At 64.2% G+C, this 14,168-nt stretch carries 19 protein-coding genes; 14 read left to right on the forward strand and 5 right to left on the reverse strand.

What is annotated here, in order from left to right:
- Nucleotides 1-83 precede the first annotated feature (83 nt).
- From CH339_RS16850 to CH339_RS16860, 3 genes are read left to right on the forward strand one after another with little or no spacing between them, the layout of a single operon-like run.
- Entirely contained in the window at nucleotides 84-374 is a 291-nt protein-coding gene (locus tag CH339_RS16850) for a 2Fe-2S iron-sulfur cluster-binding protein (RefSeq protein ID WP_111435540.1), read from the forward strand.
- Between the two features lie 30 nt (nucleotides 375-404).
- Entirely contained in the window at nucleotides 405-767 is a 363-nt protein-coding gene (locus tag CH339_RS16855; RefSeq protein ID WP_111435541.1) for a 2Fe-2S iron-sulfur cluster-binding protein, read from the forward strand.
- On the forward strand, nucleotides 764-1,351 hold the full coding sequence (locus CH339_RS16860) for a nitrogen fixation protein NifQ (protein WP_111435542.1): 588 nt from the start codon (nucleotides 764-766) through the stop codon (nucleotides 1,349-1,351). Before CH339_RS16855 ends, CH339_RS16860 begins: the two co-directional genes overlap by 4 nt.
- Nucleotides 1,352-1,766: 415 nt before the next feature.
- Here CH339_RS16860 and CH339_RS16865 read toward each other — a convergent pair whose 3' ends face one another.
- Genes CH339_RS16865 through CH339_RS16885 form a run of 5 tightly spaced genes read right to left on the reverse strand, consistent with a single transcriptional unit; the run spans nucleotide 1,767 to nucleotide 4,863 of the window.
- Entirely contained in the window at nucleotides 1,767-2,837 is a 1,071-nt protein-coding gene (locus CH339_RS16865) for an FAD:protein FMN transferase (protein WP_111435543.1), read from the reverse strand.
- 10 nt (nucleotides 2,838-2,847) lie between these two features.
- Entirely contained in the window at nucleotides 2,848-3,303 is a 456-nt protein-coding gene (locus CH339_RS16870; RefSeq protein WP_111435544.1) for a SoxR reducing system RseC family protein, read from the reverse strand.
- Entirely contained in the window at nucleotides 3,300-3,722 is a 423-nt protein-coding gene (locus tag CH339_RS16875) for a bacteriohemerythrin (RefSeq protein ID WP_111435545.1), read from the reverse strand. The genes CH339_RS16870 and CH339_RS16875 overlap by 4 nt, the downstream gene beginning before the upstream one ends.
- Nucleotides 3,719-3,994: a hypothetical protein gene (locus CH339_RS16880; protein ID WP_111435546.1), complete on the reverse strand. Its 276-nt coding sequence runs from the start codon at nucleotides 3,992-3,994 to the stop codon at nucleotides 3,719-3,721. Before CH339_RS16880 ends, CH339_RS16875 begins: the two co-directional genes overlap by 4 nt.
- 17 nt (nucleotides 3,995-4,011) lie before the next feature.
- Nucleotides 4,012-4,863 (reverse strand): SIR2 family protein, encoded by an 852-nt coding sequence (locus tag CH339_RS16885; RefSeq protein WP_201241083.1) that lies wholly within the window; start codon nucleotides 4,861-4,863, stop codon nucleotides 4,012-4,014.
- A gap of 431 nt (nucleotides 4,864-5,294) precedes the next feature.
- Between CH339_RS16885 and nifH the strand changes: the two genes are divergently transcribed.
- From nifH to nifE, 11 genes are all read left to right on the forward strand, one after another.
- Nucleotides 5,295-6,179, forward strand: a complete 885-nt coding sequence (nifH, locus tag CH339_RS16890) for a nitrogenase iron protein (protein ID WP_111435548.1) — start codon at nucleotides 5,295-5,297, stop codon at nucleotides 6,177-6,179.
- A gap of 82 nt (nucleotides 6,180-6,261) precedes the next feature.
- Entirely contained in the window at nucleotides 6,262-7,725 is a 1,464-nt protein-coding gene (nifD, locus tag CH339_RS16895; protein WP_245408160.1) for a nitrogenase molybdenum-iron protein alpha chain, read from the forward strand.
- A gap of 64 nt (nucleotides 7,726-7,789) precedes the next feature.
- Nucleotides 7,790-9,361 carry a nitrogenase molybdenum-iron protein subunit beta gene (gene nifK, locus CH339_RS16900; RefSeq protein WP_111435550.1) on the forward strand — a complete coding sequence of 524 codons (1,572 nt, stop codon included), beginning with the start codon at nucleotides 7,790-7,792 and terminating at the stop codon, nucleotides 9,359-9,361.
- Nucleotides 9,362-9,460: 99 nt separating this feature from the next.
- On the forward strand, nucleotides 9,461-9,673 hold the full coding sequence (gene nifT, locus CH339_RS16905) for a putative nitrogen fixation protein NifT (RefSeq protein WP_111435551.1): 213 nt from the start codon (nucleotides 9,461-9,463) through the stop codon (nucleotides 9,671-9,673).
- Between the two features lie 23 nt (nucleotides 9,674-9,696).
- Nucleotides 9,697-9,891, forward strand: a complete 195-nt coding sequence (locus CH339_RS16910) for a 4Fe-4S binding protein (protein ID WP_111435552.1) — start codon at nucleotides 9,697-9,699, stop codon at nucleotides 9,889-9,891.
- A gap of 149 nt (nucleotides 9,892-10,040) precedes the next feature.
- Complete coding sequence (locus CH339_RS16915) at nucleotides 10,041-10,745, forward strand: NifB/NifX family molybdenum-iron cluster-binding protein (protein ID WP_111435553.1); 705 nt, start codon at nucleotides 10,041-10,043, stop codon at nucleotides 10,743-10,745.
- Nucleotides 10,742-11,014: a DUF6129 family protein gene (locus tag CH339_RS16920; protein ID WP_111435554.1), complete on the forward strand. Its 273-nt coding sequence runs from the start codon at nucleotides 10,742-10,744 to the stop codon at nucleotides 11,012-11,014. The genes CH339_RS16915 and CH339_RS16920 overlap by 4 nt, the downstream gene beginning before the upstream one ends.
- 14 nt (nucleotides 11,015-11,028) lie before the next feature.
- Nucleotides 11,029-11,979 (forward strand): hypothetical protein, encoded by a 951-nt coding sequence (locus tag CH339_RS16925; protein ID WP_111435555.1) that lies wholly within the window; start codon nucleotides 11,029-11,031, stop codon nucleotides 11,977-11,979.
- A 96-nt stretch (nucleotides 11,980-12,075) separates the two neighbouring features.
- The gene (locus tag CH339_RS16930; RefSeq protein WP_170138564.1) at nucleotides 12,076-12,294 is read left to right on the forward strand and encodes a type II toxin-antitoxin system CcdA family antitoxin; all 219 of its coding nucleotides are present in this window, start codon (nucleotides 12,076-12,078) and stop codon (nucleotides 12,292-12,294) included.
- Nucleotides 12,294-12,605 carry a CcdB family protein gene (locus CH339_RS16935; protein WP_111435557.1) on the forward strand — a complete coding sequence of 104 codons (312 nt, stop codon included), beginning with the start codon at nucleotides 12,294-12,296 and terminating at the stop codon, nucleotides 12,603-12,605. Before CH339_RS16930 ends, CH339_RS16935 begins: the two co-directional genes overlap by 1 nt.
- Before the next feature lie 158 nt (nucleotides 12,606-12,763).
- Nucleotides 12,764-14,167: a nitrogenase iron-molybdenum cofactor biosynthesis protein NifE gene (gene nifE, locus CH339_RS16940; protein ID WP_111435558.1), complete on the forward strand. Its 1,404-nt coding sequence runs from the start codon at nucleotides 12,764-12,766 to the stop codon at nucleotides 14,165-14,167.
- The last annotated feature ends 1 nt before the right edge of the window (nucleotide 14,168 follow it).

Below are 14,168 nucleotides of genomic sequence, written 5' to 3' on the forward strand. Positions count from 1 at the left end.
CGGGGGAAGGCCGGCCGCCTTGAACGGCCGGGCCCGAGAAAAGACGCAACGGAAAACACCGTGGTCCATCGAAGGAGTCAAAAATGGCCAAGGGTAAATTGAGCTTCACGGACATCGACGTGACCGTGACCGTTCCCGCCGGCACGCGGGTCATCGAGGTGTCCGAGAAAGTCGGCGCCGGCATCATCTACGGCTGCCGCGAAGGCGACTGCGGCACCTGCCTGATGAAGGTCGAGGGCGGCATGGAATACCTCTCCGAGCCGACGGCGCTGGAAGACAAGGTGCTGAAGGAAAACATGGCCGGCAAGGACATGCGTTGCGCCTGCCAGGCCCAGGTGTTGGGCGACGGCGAGGTCAAGGTCCACCCGGCCTGACGACGACCCCGCAAAGACAAGGAGACTGTCATGCCGAAAATCATCTTCCAGCACCCGGACTTCGACGAGTTCGAGGTGTATGCGCCGGCGACCAGCCACAAGCGCACCGTCCTGTCGCTGGCCCAGGAATACAAGGTGCCGATCATGTTCGACTGCCAGGACGGCGAGTGCGGATCCTGCGTCGTGCACGTCACCGATATCGACGGCGGCCCGACCCATATGGGCGAGCACATGACCGAGAAGGAAAAGACGGTCCTGCGCGAGATCGGCAAGATCTCCAAGGACGAGTTGGAGAAGATCGTCGTCAACGACATGGCGAGCGAATGGCGGCTCGCCTGCCAGATGATCGTCCGCGACGAGGACATCCGCATCACCTACGAGGCGGCGCAATGACCAAGCCCTTGCCACTTGCGGCGGGGGATACCCAAACGCTCCATCAGGCGCTGTTCCAGCGCCTGATGGCGAGCGCGCGGGGCGGACCGAATGACGGCTTCGTCGCCCAGATGCTGGCGAGCTGGATGGCGGACCGGGGTGGCCTGCCGCGGTGGATGGGGCTTTGCGAGGACCGTTTCTGCGAAATGCTGCACCGGCATTTCGAACACCTTCCACTCGTCTCCGGCGTGCGCGAGGACCACGCCCTGCCGGACGACATGGACGAACTGGAAGACCTGCGCGCGCTCCTCCTGGAGTTCCGCGCCGGGGAACGGGAATCCGAACTTTTCATCACCGACCTCGTCGTTGCCGGCTGCGGCTCGGCCGACCATCTTTGGTCGGATCTCGGGCTCTTTTCCCGGCCGCAACTGACTGAGATGCTGACTGTCAACTTCCCGGCGCTTGCGGCGAAAAACGACAAGAACATGAAGTGGAAGAAGTTCCTCTACAAGCAGCTCTGCGAGCGCGAGGGCCTCAATGCCTGCCGCGCGCCGAGCTGCGCCGTCTGCGCGGATTATGCGCAGTGCTTCGCGCCGGAGGAGTGAGGGCGGGGGTGTTGCTCTCTTCCAATGGATGATTATCATTATCTGGCTAATTAACGTCGATTGCTGTTGAGCATCGCATCGCAGATGTTGTTTCACAGCTGCTGCACACTCTGCCGTCACCCCGGCCCCGAGGCGGGGGTCCAATGCCCCTATCGGAACGGTATGTCGGAGACGATCGTAAAGGCCGTTTCTGGATTGCTTCGCTGCGCTCGCAATGACGGTTGTGGCTGGTTTTTCTCGTATTTTCAACGTCATCGCGAGGAGCCGAAGGCGACGCGGCGATCCAGTGTTCGGTCGCAGTGGGGTACCGTGTCGAGTTGGGTAATGGATCCCGGGTCTCCGCTGCGCTCCGCCCCGGATGACGATGAGTATTTAGCCGGCTTTTGACCAAAATTGAGCGGATGGTCATGTCCGCTCAATCGGACATCCCGCTGTTCGCGTCTGTCACGCTGCGTACGACCACCGTCACATCCTCCTCTTCCAGCTCCACGCGCTCCTTCATCTCCGGCGTTGTAAGAATTGTGCCGTTCGCATCGACAAGAAGCACCAGCGTCAGTCCCATGCGGCTTGCCGTTTCCTGCCAGCCGCCCGGGCCGGCGATGGACAGGGCGGTTGCGGCGGCGTCGGCGAGGGCGCCGTTGTCGGCGATGACGCTGGCCGAGACGATGTGGTCGACCGGGCGGCCGGTGCGCGGGTCGATTATGTGGGAATAGCGCACGCCGTCGTGCTCGCGGTAGCGGTAGTAGTTGCCGGAGGTGTAGAGGACCTCGTCCGGCTCCAGCTTGACCGCGCCGAGCACGCCCCAGCCGTTGGGATCGCGGATCGCCACGTGCCAGCGGCGCTTGCCGTGATGTCCGATGACGTTGACGTCGCCGCCGGCATTGAGGACGGCGTCAGGGATGCCTCTGTCCTTCAGTTTTTCCGCCGCCCAGTCGAGAGCGAGACCTTTGGCGAAGCCGCCGAAATCGAGCTCAACGGCCGGGTTGGTCGACGACACCTCGTTGCCATGGATGACGAGGTCGGACATGGACGGATGGCGGGACACGAGGGCGGCGATGGCGGCGTCGTCGGGCGGCGGGCCGACCGGGCGGTCGTCCTGGTGGAAGCCCCAGAGGCCGATCAGGCCGCCGATTGCCGGGTTGAAGAGGCCGCCGCTTTTTTCTTCCAATTCCCTGCCGCGCAACAGCGCGTCTTTCAGCAGCGGGCTGACGGTCATCGACCGGCCCTCGGCGATGGCCTTGTCGAGCCGGGTCGTCTCGCCGGGGCGCCAGGCGTGCCAGTCGCGGTGCATCTTCGAAAATCGCGCCGTGATCTCGGGCATGACGGCGTCGGCGCGCGTCTTTTCCGCGGCCGGGACGGCGATTTCCACCAGTGTGCCGAAGACATAGAGGGTGTAGCGGGCGTCGTCGCGGCGCTCGTCGCAGGCGGCAATGCCGCCGGCGATCAGGACAGCGAAGAGGGCTTTTACAAAAAACCGTGCCGTCATCCGCACCGCATCACGCCTTGCGCAGGAAAGCTCCACCCAGCGACGTGAGCACGAAAGGCGCGGTGGCGCAATGGCGGGCGGCGAGGAGCCCGGCGCCAAGGCCGACGGCCGCGGCGAGGCCCGCGCCGAGATCGCCTGCGCCGAAGCCTGCGGCCGTTGCCGCGGCAACGATCATCGCCAGGAGCGGCAGCATGTAGGCGACGATGGCGGCACGCAACAGCGCGTTTTCCGGCAGGACGAGCACGACGCGGTCGCCAACCCGAGCGTCGACGTCGTTGATCATCCTCAGCCGGCTCGCCTTGCCGCCGAGGACCGAGCCGAGGGCGGCGGTGCCGCAACCGGATTTCGCCGCGCAGGAGGCGCAGCCGGCCGTCCGATCGGTCTCAAGGACGACGTAGCGGCCGTCGCGGGAGACGACCCTGGCGGCCGCTTCGATGGTGCGGGTAACGATGGCGGCGTCGCTCATGGTGCCGTGGCCTCCTGGCCAAGCCCGATGCCGGTCTTTTTCAGATGCGCGGCGAGGGCGCTATCCATGGTCGCGGCGTGGAGGTCGAACCAGGACGGCAGGTCGGCGACATAGGCCCGGCCCATGGAAATCCGGCCGCGGGCGACCCGTTCGCCGATCTGGGAGAGCTGGCCGAGGACGCGGCGGTGCTCGCCGCGATGCTCTGTCAGCGCCGGAAAGCCGCTTTCGACCATCATCCGGTCCTCTTCGGCGAAATGCGCCTCGGTATGGGCGCAAAGCTCGGCAAAGAGCGCCTGGAAGGCGGCCGGATCGGCGGCCGTGCCGAGCCTGTTGACAAGGTCGGCGAAGGCAAGATGGGTCTCGTCCATGGCGTCGACGCCAAGGCGATGGCGATCCTCCTGCCAGACGAGCAATGTCACCGGTCGGTCTCTTCCTGTTCGCCGGCGTCCTCGCGGTGGTCGGCAATGCTGACGACGTTGCTGTCGCCGTGCGAGAACGGGCATTTGCCCGCCGTCTCGGCGGCGATTTCCTTCCTGGCCTCTTCGGCGAGGTTCGATCCGAGCAGCCAGCGCGGCCGGGCGGGGCCGGACGTCGGCCAGGCCGGCATCGGTGCGACGGTGTTGGCGGTATCGGCGGTCTTGAGGTTCTGGGTCGTCATGTCGGTCTCCTTGTCGGAAGGATCGGCAGTCATCTGAGTGCTCCGGACTGTCATCCGGCGGTCGCCCGCGCGGCATCCAGGAAGGCGTCGAGGGACGTCTCGACGATCTCGATGTTCTTGGTGGCGCAGTAGCGCCGTTCCTTGTCCGTCGGGCTCTCGATCAGCGCCCAGCCGGCGGGCTCGGCCGCATCGAAGATGATGTCCGACATCACCATGCGCTCCGTGTCGCGGGTGAAGCGCATGCCGAGGAACAGGTAGCGCTTGGCGCGGCGCCGCTTCTTCAGGAACAGCGGTACGCCGAAGCCGCCCATCAGCTCTGTGATGTAGTCGACATAGTCGGCATCGGACGCGATGTAGACCGGCGTCGGCGTGGGCGAGCCCATCGGCTTGAAGAGGACCGGCAGGTCGGGGTCGGCCTCGTCGAGGCTGACGGCGCGGTAGGCCGTGCCGTCGTGCTGGAACAGGACGAAGCGATAGTCGGTGCCGCCGATGCGGGCGATCCCCTTGATCAAGAGGTGCGGGGTGGTCGCAAAGCTCTCCTGGAGCTGGGTGTCGCGGTTGATGTCGATGACATAGGACGGCTTCAGCGCGGCCAGCCAGTCGTGCATCGGCGCGCGGCTCCAGGTCCGTGCGCCATAGAGCTTGGTCAGGAACTGCTCGATATAGCGCCGGCCGCGCTTCAGCTCGATGTTCATGGCCGCGCGCGGGAACTCGTACATGAGCTTGGGCGCCATCGGCCGGCCGCCGTTCATGGCGACGATCAGGCTGTCGCTGTCGGCGGGCAGGGGCTCGCCGGTGCCCTCTTCGACAACGCCCTTGAGGACGCCGGGGCCGAGATAGGGCACGACCTCGCCGCGGGCGATGCCGCCGATGATCGCTTCAAAATCGGGTCCTGTGGTCACTCTGATCTCGCCTTCCTGGTGTCGGTCTCTTGTGTCGCAGCAAGTCAAGCAAGAACCGAACCACATTGGCGGTCGATCTAATTCATTGAGTTGAATGGGAAAACGCGCGTCGCCGGGTTGTCGGCTTTGCGACAGGTCCCGCCAGGGCTGTCGGTTTTGTCGCACCTTGCCGGCGGTGTCGGCATCGTCGCAACGGTGTCGGGACGGCTCTGTCGGGTCTCCGACAATCGCGCCGCCCGAATGCCGGTTTTTGTTTGTGTTGCAACCAATGACGTGCGCGGCGCCGAATATGAAAAAACATTTAAAAACAATATGTTATTCAGAAAAATCGGAATTGGCACAGCCCTTGCGATACCGGGGAGGCTTTAACGTTTCGCACACACTTCGGTTCGGCGGAACACGGGACACAGACTGCTTTAAGGAGAAGCACAATGGCACTTCGTCAATGCGCGATTTACGGCAAGGGCGGCATCGGCAAGTCGACCACCACGCAGAACCTGGTGGCCGGCCTCGCCGAGCTCGGAAAGAAGGTGATGATCGTCGGCTGCGATCCGAAAGCCGATTCCACCCGCCTCATCCTGCACGCCAAGGCACAGAACTCGATCATGCAGATGGCCGCCGACGCCGGTTCGGTGGAAGATCTGGAACTGGAGGACGTCCTCAAGGTCGGCTACCAGGACATCAAGTGCGTGGAGTCCGGCGGTCCGGAGCCGGGCGTCGGCTGCGCCGGCCGCGGCGTCATCACCGCCATCAACTTCCTTGAGGAAGAGGGCGCCTACGAGGAAGACCTCGACTTCGTGTTCTACGACGTCCTCGGCGACGTTGTCTGCGGCGGCTTCGCCATGCCGATCCGCGAGAACAAGGCCCAGGAGATCTACATCGTCGTCTCCGGCGAGATGATGGCCATGTACGCGGCCAACAACATCGCCAAGGGCATCGTGAAATACGCCAATTCCGGCGGCGTCCGCCTCGCCGGCCTGATCTGCAACTCGCGCAACACCGACCGCGAGGACGAGCTGATCATGGCGCTGGCGGCCAAGCTCGGCTCCCACATGATCCATTTCGTGCCGCGCGACAACGTCGTCCAGCACGCCGAGATCCGCCGCATGACCGTCATCGAGTACGACCCGAAGGCGAAGCAGGCGGACGAGTACCGCACCCTGGCGCAGAAGATCATCGACAACGAGAAGTTCGTGATCCCGGTTCCGGCCTCCATGGACGAGCTGGAAGACCTCCTGATGGAGTTCGGCATCATGGAAGTCGAGGACGAGAGCATCGTCGGCCAGAAGGCCGAAGAAGCCGGCGCCGCCGCGTAACGCCACACACGGACGGGAGGGGAAGGCGTCGCCGCGCCTTCGCCCCGGTCTCCGGTGAATTGGAGAAACACCAATGTCGACAATGACCAAGCAAGAGACCGAAGACCTCATCCAGGAGGTTCTCGAGGTCTATCCCGAAAAAGCCGCCAAGGACCGCGCCAAGCACCTGACGGCGAACGACCAGGCGGTCGATAAATCGTCCAAGTGCATCACCTCGAACCGCAAGTCGCTGCCGGGCGTGATGACGATCCGCGGCTGCGCCTATGCCGGCTCGCGCGGCGTGGTGTGGGGTCCGGTCAAGGACATGATCCACATCTCGCACGGTCCGGTCGGCTGCGGCCAGTACTCGCGCGCCGGACGCCGCAACTACTATGTGGGCACGACGGGCGTGAACACCTTCACGACGATGAACTTCACCTCCGACTTCCAGGAGAAGGACATCGTCTTCGGCGGCGACAAGAAGCTGGCCAAGATCATCGACGAGATCGAGATGCTGTTCCCGCTGAACAAGGGCATCACGGTGCAGTCGGAATGCCCGATCGGCCTCATTGGCGACGACATCGAGGCGGTCTCCAAGACCAAGGCCGAAGAGCATGGCAAGACCATGGTCCCGGTCCGCTGCGAGGGCTTTCGCGGTGTCTCCCAGTCGCTCGGCCACCACATCGCCAACGACTCGATCCGCGACTGGGTGTTCCCGAAGTCGGAAGGCAAGGCGTTCGAGGCGACCCCCTACGACGTCACCATCATCGGCGACTACAACATTGGCGGCGACGCCTGGTCCTCGCGCATCCTGCTTGAGGAGATGGGCCTCAGGGTCATCGCCCAGTGGTCCGGCGACGGCACGCTTGCCGAGATGGAAAACACCCCGAAGGCCAAGCTCAACCTTCTGCACTGCTATCGCTCGATGAACTACATCTCGCGGTACATGGAAGAAAAGCACGGCATTCCGTGGATGGAATACAACTTCTTCGGCCCGACCAAGATCGAGGAAGCCCTGCGCAAGATTGCCGAGCGCTTTGACGACAAGATCAAGGAAGGCGCGGAGCGGGTCATCGAGAAGTATCGTCCCGAATGGCAGGCGATCGTCGACAAGTACCGCCCGCGCCTCGAAGGCAAGCGCGTCATGCTCTATGTCGGCGGCCTTCGTCCGCGCCACATCATCGGCGCCTACGAGGATCTCGGCATGGAAGTCGTCGGCACCGGCTACGAGTTCGCCCACAACGACGACTACGACCGCACCATCAAGGAGATGGGCAACGCGACGCTGATCTACGACGACGTCACCGGCTACGAGTTCGAGGAATTCGTCAAGCGGGTGAAGCCCGACCTGATCGGCTCCGGCATCAAGGAAAAGTACATCTTCCAGAAGATGGGCATTCCGTTCCGGCAGATGCATTCCTGGGATTATTCGGGCCCCTATCACGGCTATGACGGCTTCGCCATCTTCGCCCGCGATATGGACATGACCCTGAACAATCCGTGCTGGGATGCGATCACGCCGCCGTGGAAGCGCGGCAGCGCGGACGTCGCGGAAGCGGCCGAGTAAAGCACCGACAGTTTTACCCAAACACTTCGCTTGTTCACGGATTGGTGGCGCGAAGGAGGACGAGATGAGCCAGACAGTCGATAAAATCAAGCCCAGTTACCCGCTGTTCCGGGACGACGACTACAAGAAGTCGCTGACCGACAAGCAGGAGCTGTTCGAGGAAAAGGTCGAGCAGGGAAAGATCGAGGAGATCTTCCAGTGGACGACCACCGAGGAATACAAGGACCTCAACTTCTCCCGTGAGGCCCTGACCATCAATCCGGCCAAGGCCTGCCAGCCGCTCGGCGCGGTGCTGTGCTCGCTCGGCTTTGAAAAGACCCTGCCGTATGTGCATGGCAGCCAGGGGTGCGTCGCCTATTTCCGCACCTACTTCAACCGCCACTTCAAGGAGCCGATCGCCTGCGTGTCCGACTCCATGATCGAGGACGCGGCGGTGTTCGGCGGCCAGAAGAACATGTTCGACGGCCTGAAGAACGCCAAGGCGCTCTACAAGCCGGAAATGATCATGGTCTCGACCACCTGCATGGCCGAGGTCATCGGTGACGACCTCAACGCCTTCATCGGCAACGCCAAGAAGGAAGGCCATATCGAGGAAGACTTCCCGACCCCGTTCGCGCACACGCCGAGCTTCGTCGGCTCGCACACGACCGGCTGGGACAACATGTTCGAGGGGACGATCCGCTACTTCACCCTCAACAAGATGGACGACAAGGAAGTCGGCTCGAACGGCAAGATCAACATCGTGCCGGGCTTCGAGACCTATCTCGGCAACTACCGGGTGATGCACCGCTACATGCAGGAGATGGGTGTCTCCTACTCGTTCCTGTGCGATCCGACCGAGGTGCTCGACACGCCGGCCGACGGCGAATACCGGATGTATGCCGGCGGCACCAAGCGGGAAGAGGTCGAGGACGCGCCGAACGCCATCGACACGCTGCTGCTGCAGCCCTGGCAGCTCGTCAAGACGCGCAAATACACCAAGGCGACCTGGACCCACGAGACCCCGGCCATCGACATCCCGATGGGCCTTGCCGGCACCGATGCGTTCCTGATGAAGGTCTCGGAGCTGACCGGCAAGCCGATCCCGGCCTCCATCGAGACCGAGCGCGGCCGCCTCGTCGACATGATGACGGACAGCCACGCCTGGCTGCACGGCAAGAAGTACGCCCTTTGGGGCGATGCCGACTTCGTCATGGGGCTTACCAAGTTCCTCCTGGAGCTCGGCGCGGAGCCGCGTCACATCGTCTGCCACCACGCCAACAAGCGCTGGAAGAAGGCGATGGACAAGATCCTCGAGGACAGCCCCTACGGCAAGGACTGCGAAGTCCATACCGGCAAGGACCTGTGGCACATGCGCTCGCTGGTCTTCACCGACAGGCCGGACTTCATGATCGGCAATTCCTACGGCAAGTTCATCGAGCGTGACACCCGCTACAAGGGCGAGGAGTTCCAGGTGCCGCTGATCCGGATCGGCTTCCCGATCTTCGACCGGCACCACCTGCACCGCTCCACCACCCTCGGCTACGAGGGCGCCATGACCATCCTGACGACCCTCGTCAACGGTGTCCTGGAGCAGCTCGACAAGGAAACCATGGGCATGGGGACGACGGACTACAACTACGACCTGGTCCGCTAAACCCGTCGCCGCGTTTCAGGCTTTCTCCGCCTGCCGTCCCGGTTCCCGCCGGGGCGGCAGATCCGGGGGAAGCCCGAGGCGTTTTTTGAGGAGGCGTTCATGCCCAACGTAATGCTGAGACGAAGCGACGACGGACAGCTCCTGTTCTACGTCGCCAAGAAAGACCTGGAGGAAACGGTGGTTTCGGTGGAAACCGACACCGACGACGCCTGGGGCGGCACCATCGAGCTGTCGGACGGGTCGAGATATTTCATCGAACCGATCAGCCCGCGGCCCGACTTTCCAACCACCTTGCGCTTCAACCGCGCCTGACCCCAGTTGAGGGAGTTCCGATCATGGCCATGATGATTGTTGCCGACGTGTGCACCGCCTGCGGCGATTGCGAACCCGATTGCCCGACCAGCGCGATTTTCCCGCGCAAGGGCGTTTACGCCATCGACGCCGAAAAATGCACCGAATGCGAGGGCGAGCACGACAACCCGCGCTGCCTGGAGCTGTGCATGGAAGACGACTGCATCGTCCCGGCGTAACACTGCTCGACGGAGGGAACCGGGGGGACGACGGCACGGCAGGCGGACAGTCATGTTCCGGCTCGCCGTGCCGCGACCACCGGTCCGGTTTCCTCAGCCTGCGTTCCATACGATCCTTATCCCCTCTTCGTGCCAAGGAGACGCGGCCGATGTCCGACGCCCCGCTATCCCGCGAACTCGCCCTGCGCATCGGCCTTGCCGCGCGCAGCCTTCCCGGCATCGATGCGGGGACGCTGATCGGCATCGTCGTCGACGCGGTCGGCCTGCCGCTGACGGCCGACAAGCTCAACAATCTCGGCATGAAGGCGTTCCGCCAGGCCGGCGGCGAGACGCTTCTGCCGGTCGCCGCCGACGACCTAAAGGCGGCGCTGTCGTTCCTGCGCGGCAAGGACCTGCCCGAGGACGAGGCAACGCCCGCGATCGCGCCTTATGCGGACGGCGACATGCCCGGCTCGCTGCGGGTCGCCTGCGCCTCCAACCGGGGCGAGGATCTCGACGGCCATTTCGGCTCCTGCACCCGGTTCCTCGTCTACCAGGTCTCGCCGGAGGAGGTTCGCCTGATCGACATCCGCGCGACCGATGGGGGCACCGATGCCGAGGACAAGAACACCTGGCGCACCGAGCTGATTTCCGACTGCCAGGTGCTGCATGTGGTCTCCATCGGCGGACCGGCAGCGGCCAAAGTGGTGCGCGCCAACATCCATCCGGTGAAGCATGCGGCCGGCGCCAAGGCGCGCGACGTGGTCGCCGACCTGCAGAAGGTGCTCGCCGGCACGCCGCCGCCCTGGCTGGCGCGGGCGATGGGCCGGGAAGCGACCACTCTCGATCCGTTCCGCGAGGCGGCCGAGCAATGATCGCCGACGCCGAGATCGATGCGATCGCCTCCGTCGTCGCCGAGGAGGGGCCGGGGGACGCGACCGTTGCCTCCCTGCGCCAACGCTGGCCGGACCACCACTTCACCTTCTGCTCCGACGACGACGTCAACGCCGCCCGGCCGGTGCGCGAGGCCGACGGCTTCAACCTTTATCTCGTCACCGGCAGCGGAGGCTGCATCTCGTTCACCAGCAGCCCGGAAAGCGCGACCGGGCTCGTGATCGCGGAAGTCGAGGAATGGGACAGTTAGGACAAAGGTTTGGGATGATCGATCTGGAGCCGTCCGAAGTCTATCTCGACGATCTGTGCGGTACGACGCCGCCGGATCCCGACCATGCCGGCCTGATGGCAGGCGTCGTCCAGCTTCTTCCCGATCTCAACTTCCACCTGGCGCTGACCCGCACCGGCTGGCACCGCATCGGCGGCGTTGTCGACGAGGACGGCGACCGGATCGCCTTCAATCTGAGGCAATGGGCCGAGACCGAGTGCGAGCACGACATGTTTGCGCTCTATGAGCGCTTTGCCGATGCCGGCTATCTCACCACCCGTTACGACGGGCGGACCCACTATTTCGTCGCGCCGATGGGCGACCGGGCGCCGAACTTCGTCCAGCTCGAGGTCGAGGAGATCGTCGAGGTGGTCGACCGGCCGCTGTTCGTCGACGACGAGGTGCCGGACGACATCGAGGACCTGCTCGACCCGCCGGGCGCCTTCGGCGCCAGGCTGGAGCCGATGGTGCTGGCGCCGTCGCGCTACATCTTCCGGGCGATCACGGACGTTGCCGATCTCGTCGCCGAACACGTCACTTCGGGCGGCTCGGACCTTCGCTACATCCGCTTCCTGGAGGAGTGGGACCGCTCCAGCGCCGGCAATACGACGCGGTTCTGCGACCACTTCGTGCTGCGCCTCTTACCGTTCCAGGATCGCTTCGGCGAGCAGAAGGTGGAGGCGACGCCGCTGCCGATCGACACGCTCACAATCCCCAAGGAGGGCATCGGCACCCTCAGCGGCCGGCCGCTCGCCGACTACCTGACCGACTACGACAAGACGGCCGGGTTCCCGATGGCCTGGTATTTCGCGATGGTGCTCCTGAAGAAGGCCCTGACCGCGATCCCGCCGGCGGTCTTTACCGACGTGAAGCACAACTACCGCTACCTGCCGGAATGCGATATCGCCGTCCTGGAAGGCTGGATGCACAAGCCCTACAGCTTTTGAGCGACGGCGGAAGTGAGGTAAATCAGGCGATCCGAGAATTGACGCGCAAGCAGTATACGCATATTATATGCGCATCAATTGTCTTGGATGCTGTCCATGAAACGCGCCGCCAATCTCAGCATCGATGCCGCCCTCCTCGACGAGGCGAAGGGGCTTGGCATCATCCTGTCGCAGGTCCTGGAAAGTGCCCTGCGCGACGAGGTCCGCGAGGTTCGGGCCGAGCGCTGGCGGACCGAGAACCGTGCCGCGTTCGACAGCTATGCCGAGGCCGTGGAGCGCGACGGCGTCTTCAGCGACGGAATTAGAGGCTTCTAGTGCGCCAGTTTGACGTCTGCCGGAATCCCAATCCGGCGATGCGCGCTCGCGTCCCCTATCTCGTCATACTCCAATCGGACCTGCTCGATCCGCTAGCGACCGTCGTCGTTGCGCCGCTGCTTGCGGAGGGCGCATTCCGACCCGTGACCAAGCTACATCCGGTGTTTGAAGTCGAGGGTGAGCGCTTCATCCTGTCGACGGGCGAACTGGCCGGCGTTCCGCGCCGGGCCGTCGGCGAGAGGATCTCCTCGCTGGCCGGGGAGCGCGACGCGATCATTGCGGCCCTTGATCTCCTCTTCACTGGCATCTGATCCCGAAACGCCTGTGTTTACCGGACAAAGCCCCCGCCATTGTCGGGTTTGCGACACCGCTTCCATGCAAAAGATCGAATAAAATCAAGCCGCAACCAACTGGCATGTCGCTTGCTGTTGTTTATTTGAGCGTTCCATGACAGCGGGGTTTGTGGCGGATGAAACAAAAAGACATTGCGGAACTCCTCAACGAGCCCGCCTGCGAGCACAACACCAAAGCGAAGTCCGGCTGCACGCGGCCGACGCCCGGCGGCGCATCCGGCGGCTGCTGCTTCGACGGCGCGCAGATCGCGCTGCTGCCGGTTGCCGACGTCGCCCATATCGTCCATGGCTCGATCGCCTGCGCCGGCAACGCCTGGGACAATCGCGGCTCGAAATCCTCCGGCGCCAAGATCTACAAGCTCGGCCTGACGACGGACCTCAGCGAACAGGACGTCATCATGGGGCGCGGCGAAAAGCGCCTGTTCCATTCCATCAAGCAGGCGATCGACAGCCAGGCCCCGGCCGCCGTCTTCGTCTACAACACCTGCATTCCGGCGCTGATCGGCGACGACATCGAGGCCATCTGCAAGGCGGCGACGGAAAAGTGGGGGACGCCGGTCGTCCCGGTCGATGCGGCCGGCTTCTACGGTACCAAGAACCTCGGCAACCGCATCGCCGGCGAGGCGATGGTCAAATACGTCATCGGCACCCGCGAGCCGGATCCGGTGGCCGAGCACCTTGAGCGCCCGGGCGTCACCGTCCACGACATCTCGCTGATCGGCGAATACAACATCGCCGGCGAGCTCTGGCACGTCACGCCGCTGTTCGACGAACTCGGGATCAGGGTGCTCGGCTCGCTCTCCGGCGACACGCGGTTCCGCGAGGTGCAGACCATGCACCGGTCCGAAGTCAACATGATGGTCTGCGCCAAGGCGCTCATCAACGTCGCCCGCAAGCTCAAGGACCAGTACGGAACGCCCTGGTTCGAGGGCTCGTTCTACGGCGTGCGCGACATGAGCCAGGCGCTGCGCGACATCGCCGCCCTGATCGGCGACGACGATCTGACCGCCCGCACCGAGGCGTTGATCGCCCGCGAGGAAGCTCGTGTACATGAGGCGCTGAAGCCCTGGCGCAGCCGGCTCTCCGGCAAGAGGGCGCTGCTCTACACGGGCGGCGTCAAGGCGTGGTCCATCGTCTCGGCCTTGCAGGACCTCGGCATGGAGGTGGTCGCCACCTCGACCCGTAAGTCGACCGAAGACGACAAGGCGAAAATCCGCGAGCTGATGGGCGAGAACACGCGCATGCTCGACGAGAGCCAGGGCGCGCGCGCCCTCATCGACATGGTCCATGAGACCAATACCGACGTGCTCATTGCCGGTGGCCGCAACATGTATACCGCACTCAAGGCAAGGCTGCCGTTCCTGCACATCAACCAGGAGCGCGAGCACCCTTATGCGGGCTATGAGGGCATGATCACCTTTGCCCGGCAACTCGCCCAGACCATCGAAAGCCCGATCTGGGAGGCGGTGCGCCGGCCGGCGCCCTGGAACGCGGCGGTCGCCGCGGCAGCAGCGGAGTAGG

Source organism: Rhodobium orientis (assembly GCF_003258835.1).
Classification (GTDB): domain Bacteria; phylum Pseudomonadota; class Alphaproteobacteria; order Rhizobiales; family Rhodobiaceae; genus Rhodobium; species Rhodobium orientis.

Coding starts and splice junctions, on each gene's coding strand:
- CH339_RS16850 (WP_111435540.1), top strand. CDS start 84: ATGGCCAAGGGTAAATTGAGCTTCACGGACATCGACGTGACCGTGACC.
- CH339_RS16855 (WP_111435541.1), top strand. CDS start 405: ATGCCGAAAATCATCTTCCAGCACCCGGACTTCGACGAGTTCGAGGTG.
- CH339_RS16860 (WP_111435542.1), top strand. CDS start 764: ATGACCAAGCCCTTGCCACTTGCGGCGGGGGATACCCAAACGCTCCAT.
- CH339_RS16865 (WP_111435543.1), bottom strand. CDS start 2,837: ATGACGGCACGGTTTTTTGTAAAAGCCCTCTTCGCTGTCCTGATCGCC.
- CH339_RS16870 (WP_111435544.1), bottom strand. CDS start 3,303: ATGAGCGACGCCGCCATCGTTACCCGCACCATCGAAGCGGCCGCCAGG.
- CH339_RS16880 (WP_111435546.1), bottom strand. CDS start 3,994: ATGACTGCCGATCCTTCCGACAAGGAGACCGACATGACGACCCAGAAC.
- nifH (WP_111435548.1), top strand. CDS start 5,295: ATGGCACTTCGTCAATGCGCGATTTACGGCAAGGGCGGCATCGGCAAG.
- nifD (WP_245408160.1), top strand. CDS start 6,262: ATGACCAAGCAAGAGACCGAAGACCTCATCCAGGAGGTTCTCGAGGTC.
- nifK (WP_111435550.1), top strand. CDS start 7,790: ATGAGCCAGACAGTCGATAAAATCAAGCCCAGTTACCCGCTGTTCCGG.
- nifT (WP_111435551.1), top strand. CDS start 9,461: ATGCCCAACGTAATGCTGAGACGAAGCGACGACGGACAGCTCCTGTTC.
- CH339_RS16910 (WP_111435552.1), top strand. CDS start 9,697: ATGGCCATGATGATTGTTGCCGACGTGTGCACCGCCTGCGGCGATTGC.
- CH339_RS16915 (WP_111435553.1), top strand. CDS start 10,041: ATGTCCGACGCCCCGCTATCCCGCGAACTCGCCCTGCGCATCGGCCTT.
- CH339_RS16920 (WP_111435554.1), top strand. CDS start 10,742: ATGATCGCCGACGCCGAGATCGATGCGATCGCCTCCGTCGTCGCCGAG.
- CH339_RS16925 (WP_111435555.1), top strand. CDS start 11,029: ATGATCGATCTGGAGCCGTCCGAAGTCTATCTCGACGATCTGTGCGGT.
- CH339_RS16930 (WP_170138564.1), top strand. CDS start 12,076: ATGAAACGCGCCGCCAATCTCAGCATCGATGCCGCCCTCCTCGACGAG.
- nifE (WP_111435558.1), top strand. CDS start 12,764: ATGAAACAAAAAGACATTGCGGAACTCCTCAACGAGCCCGCCTGCGAG.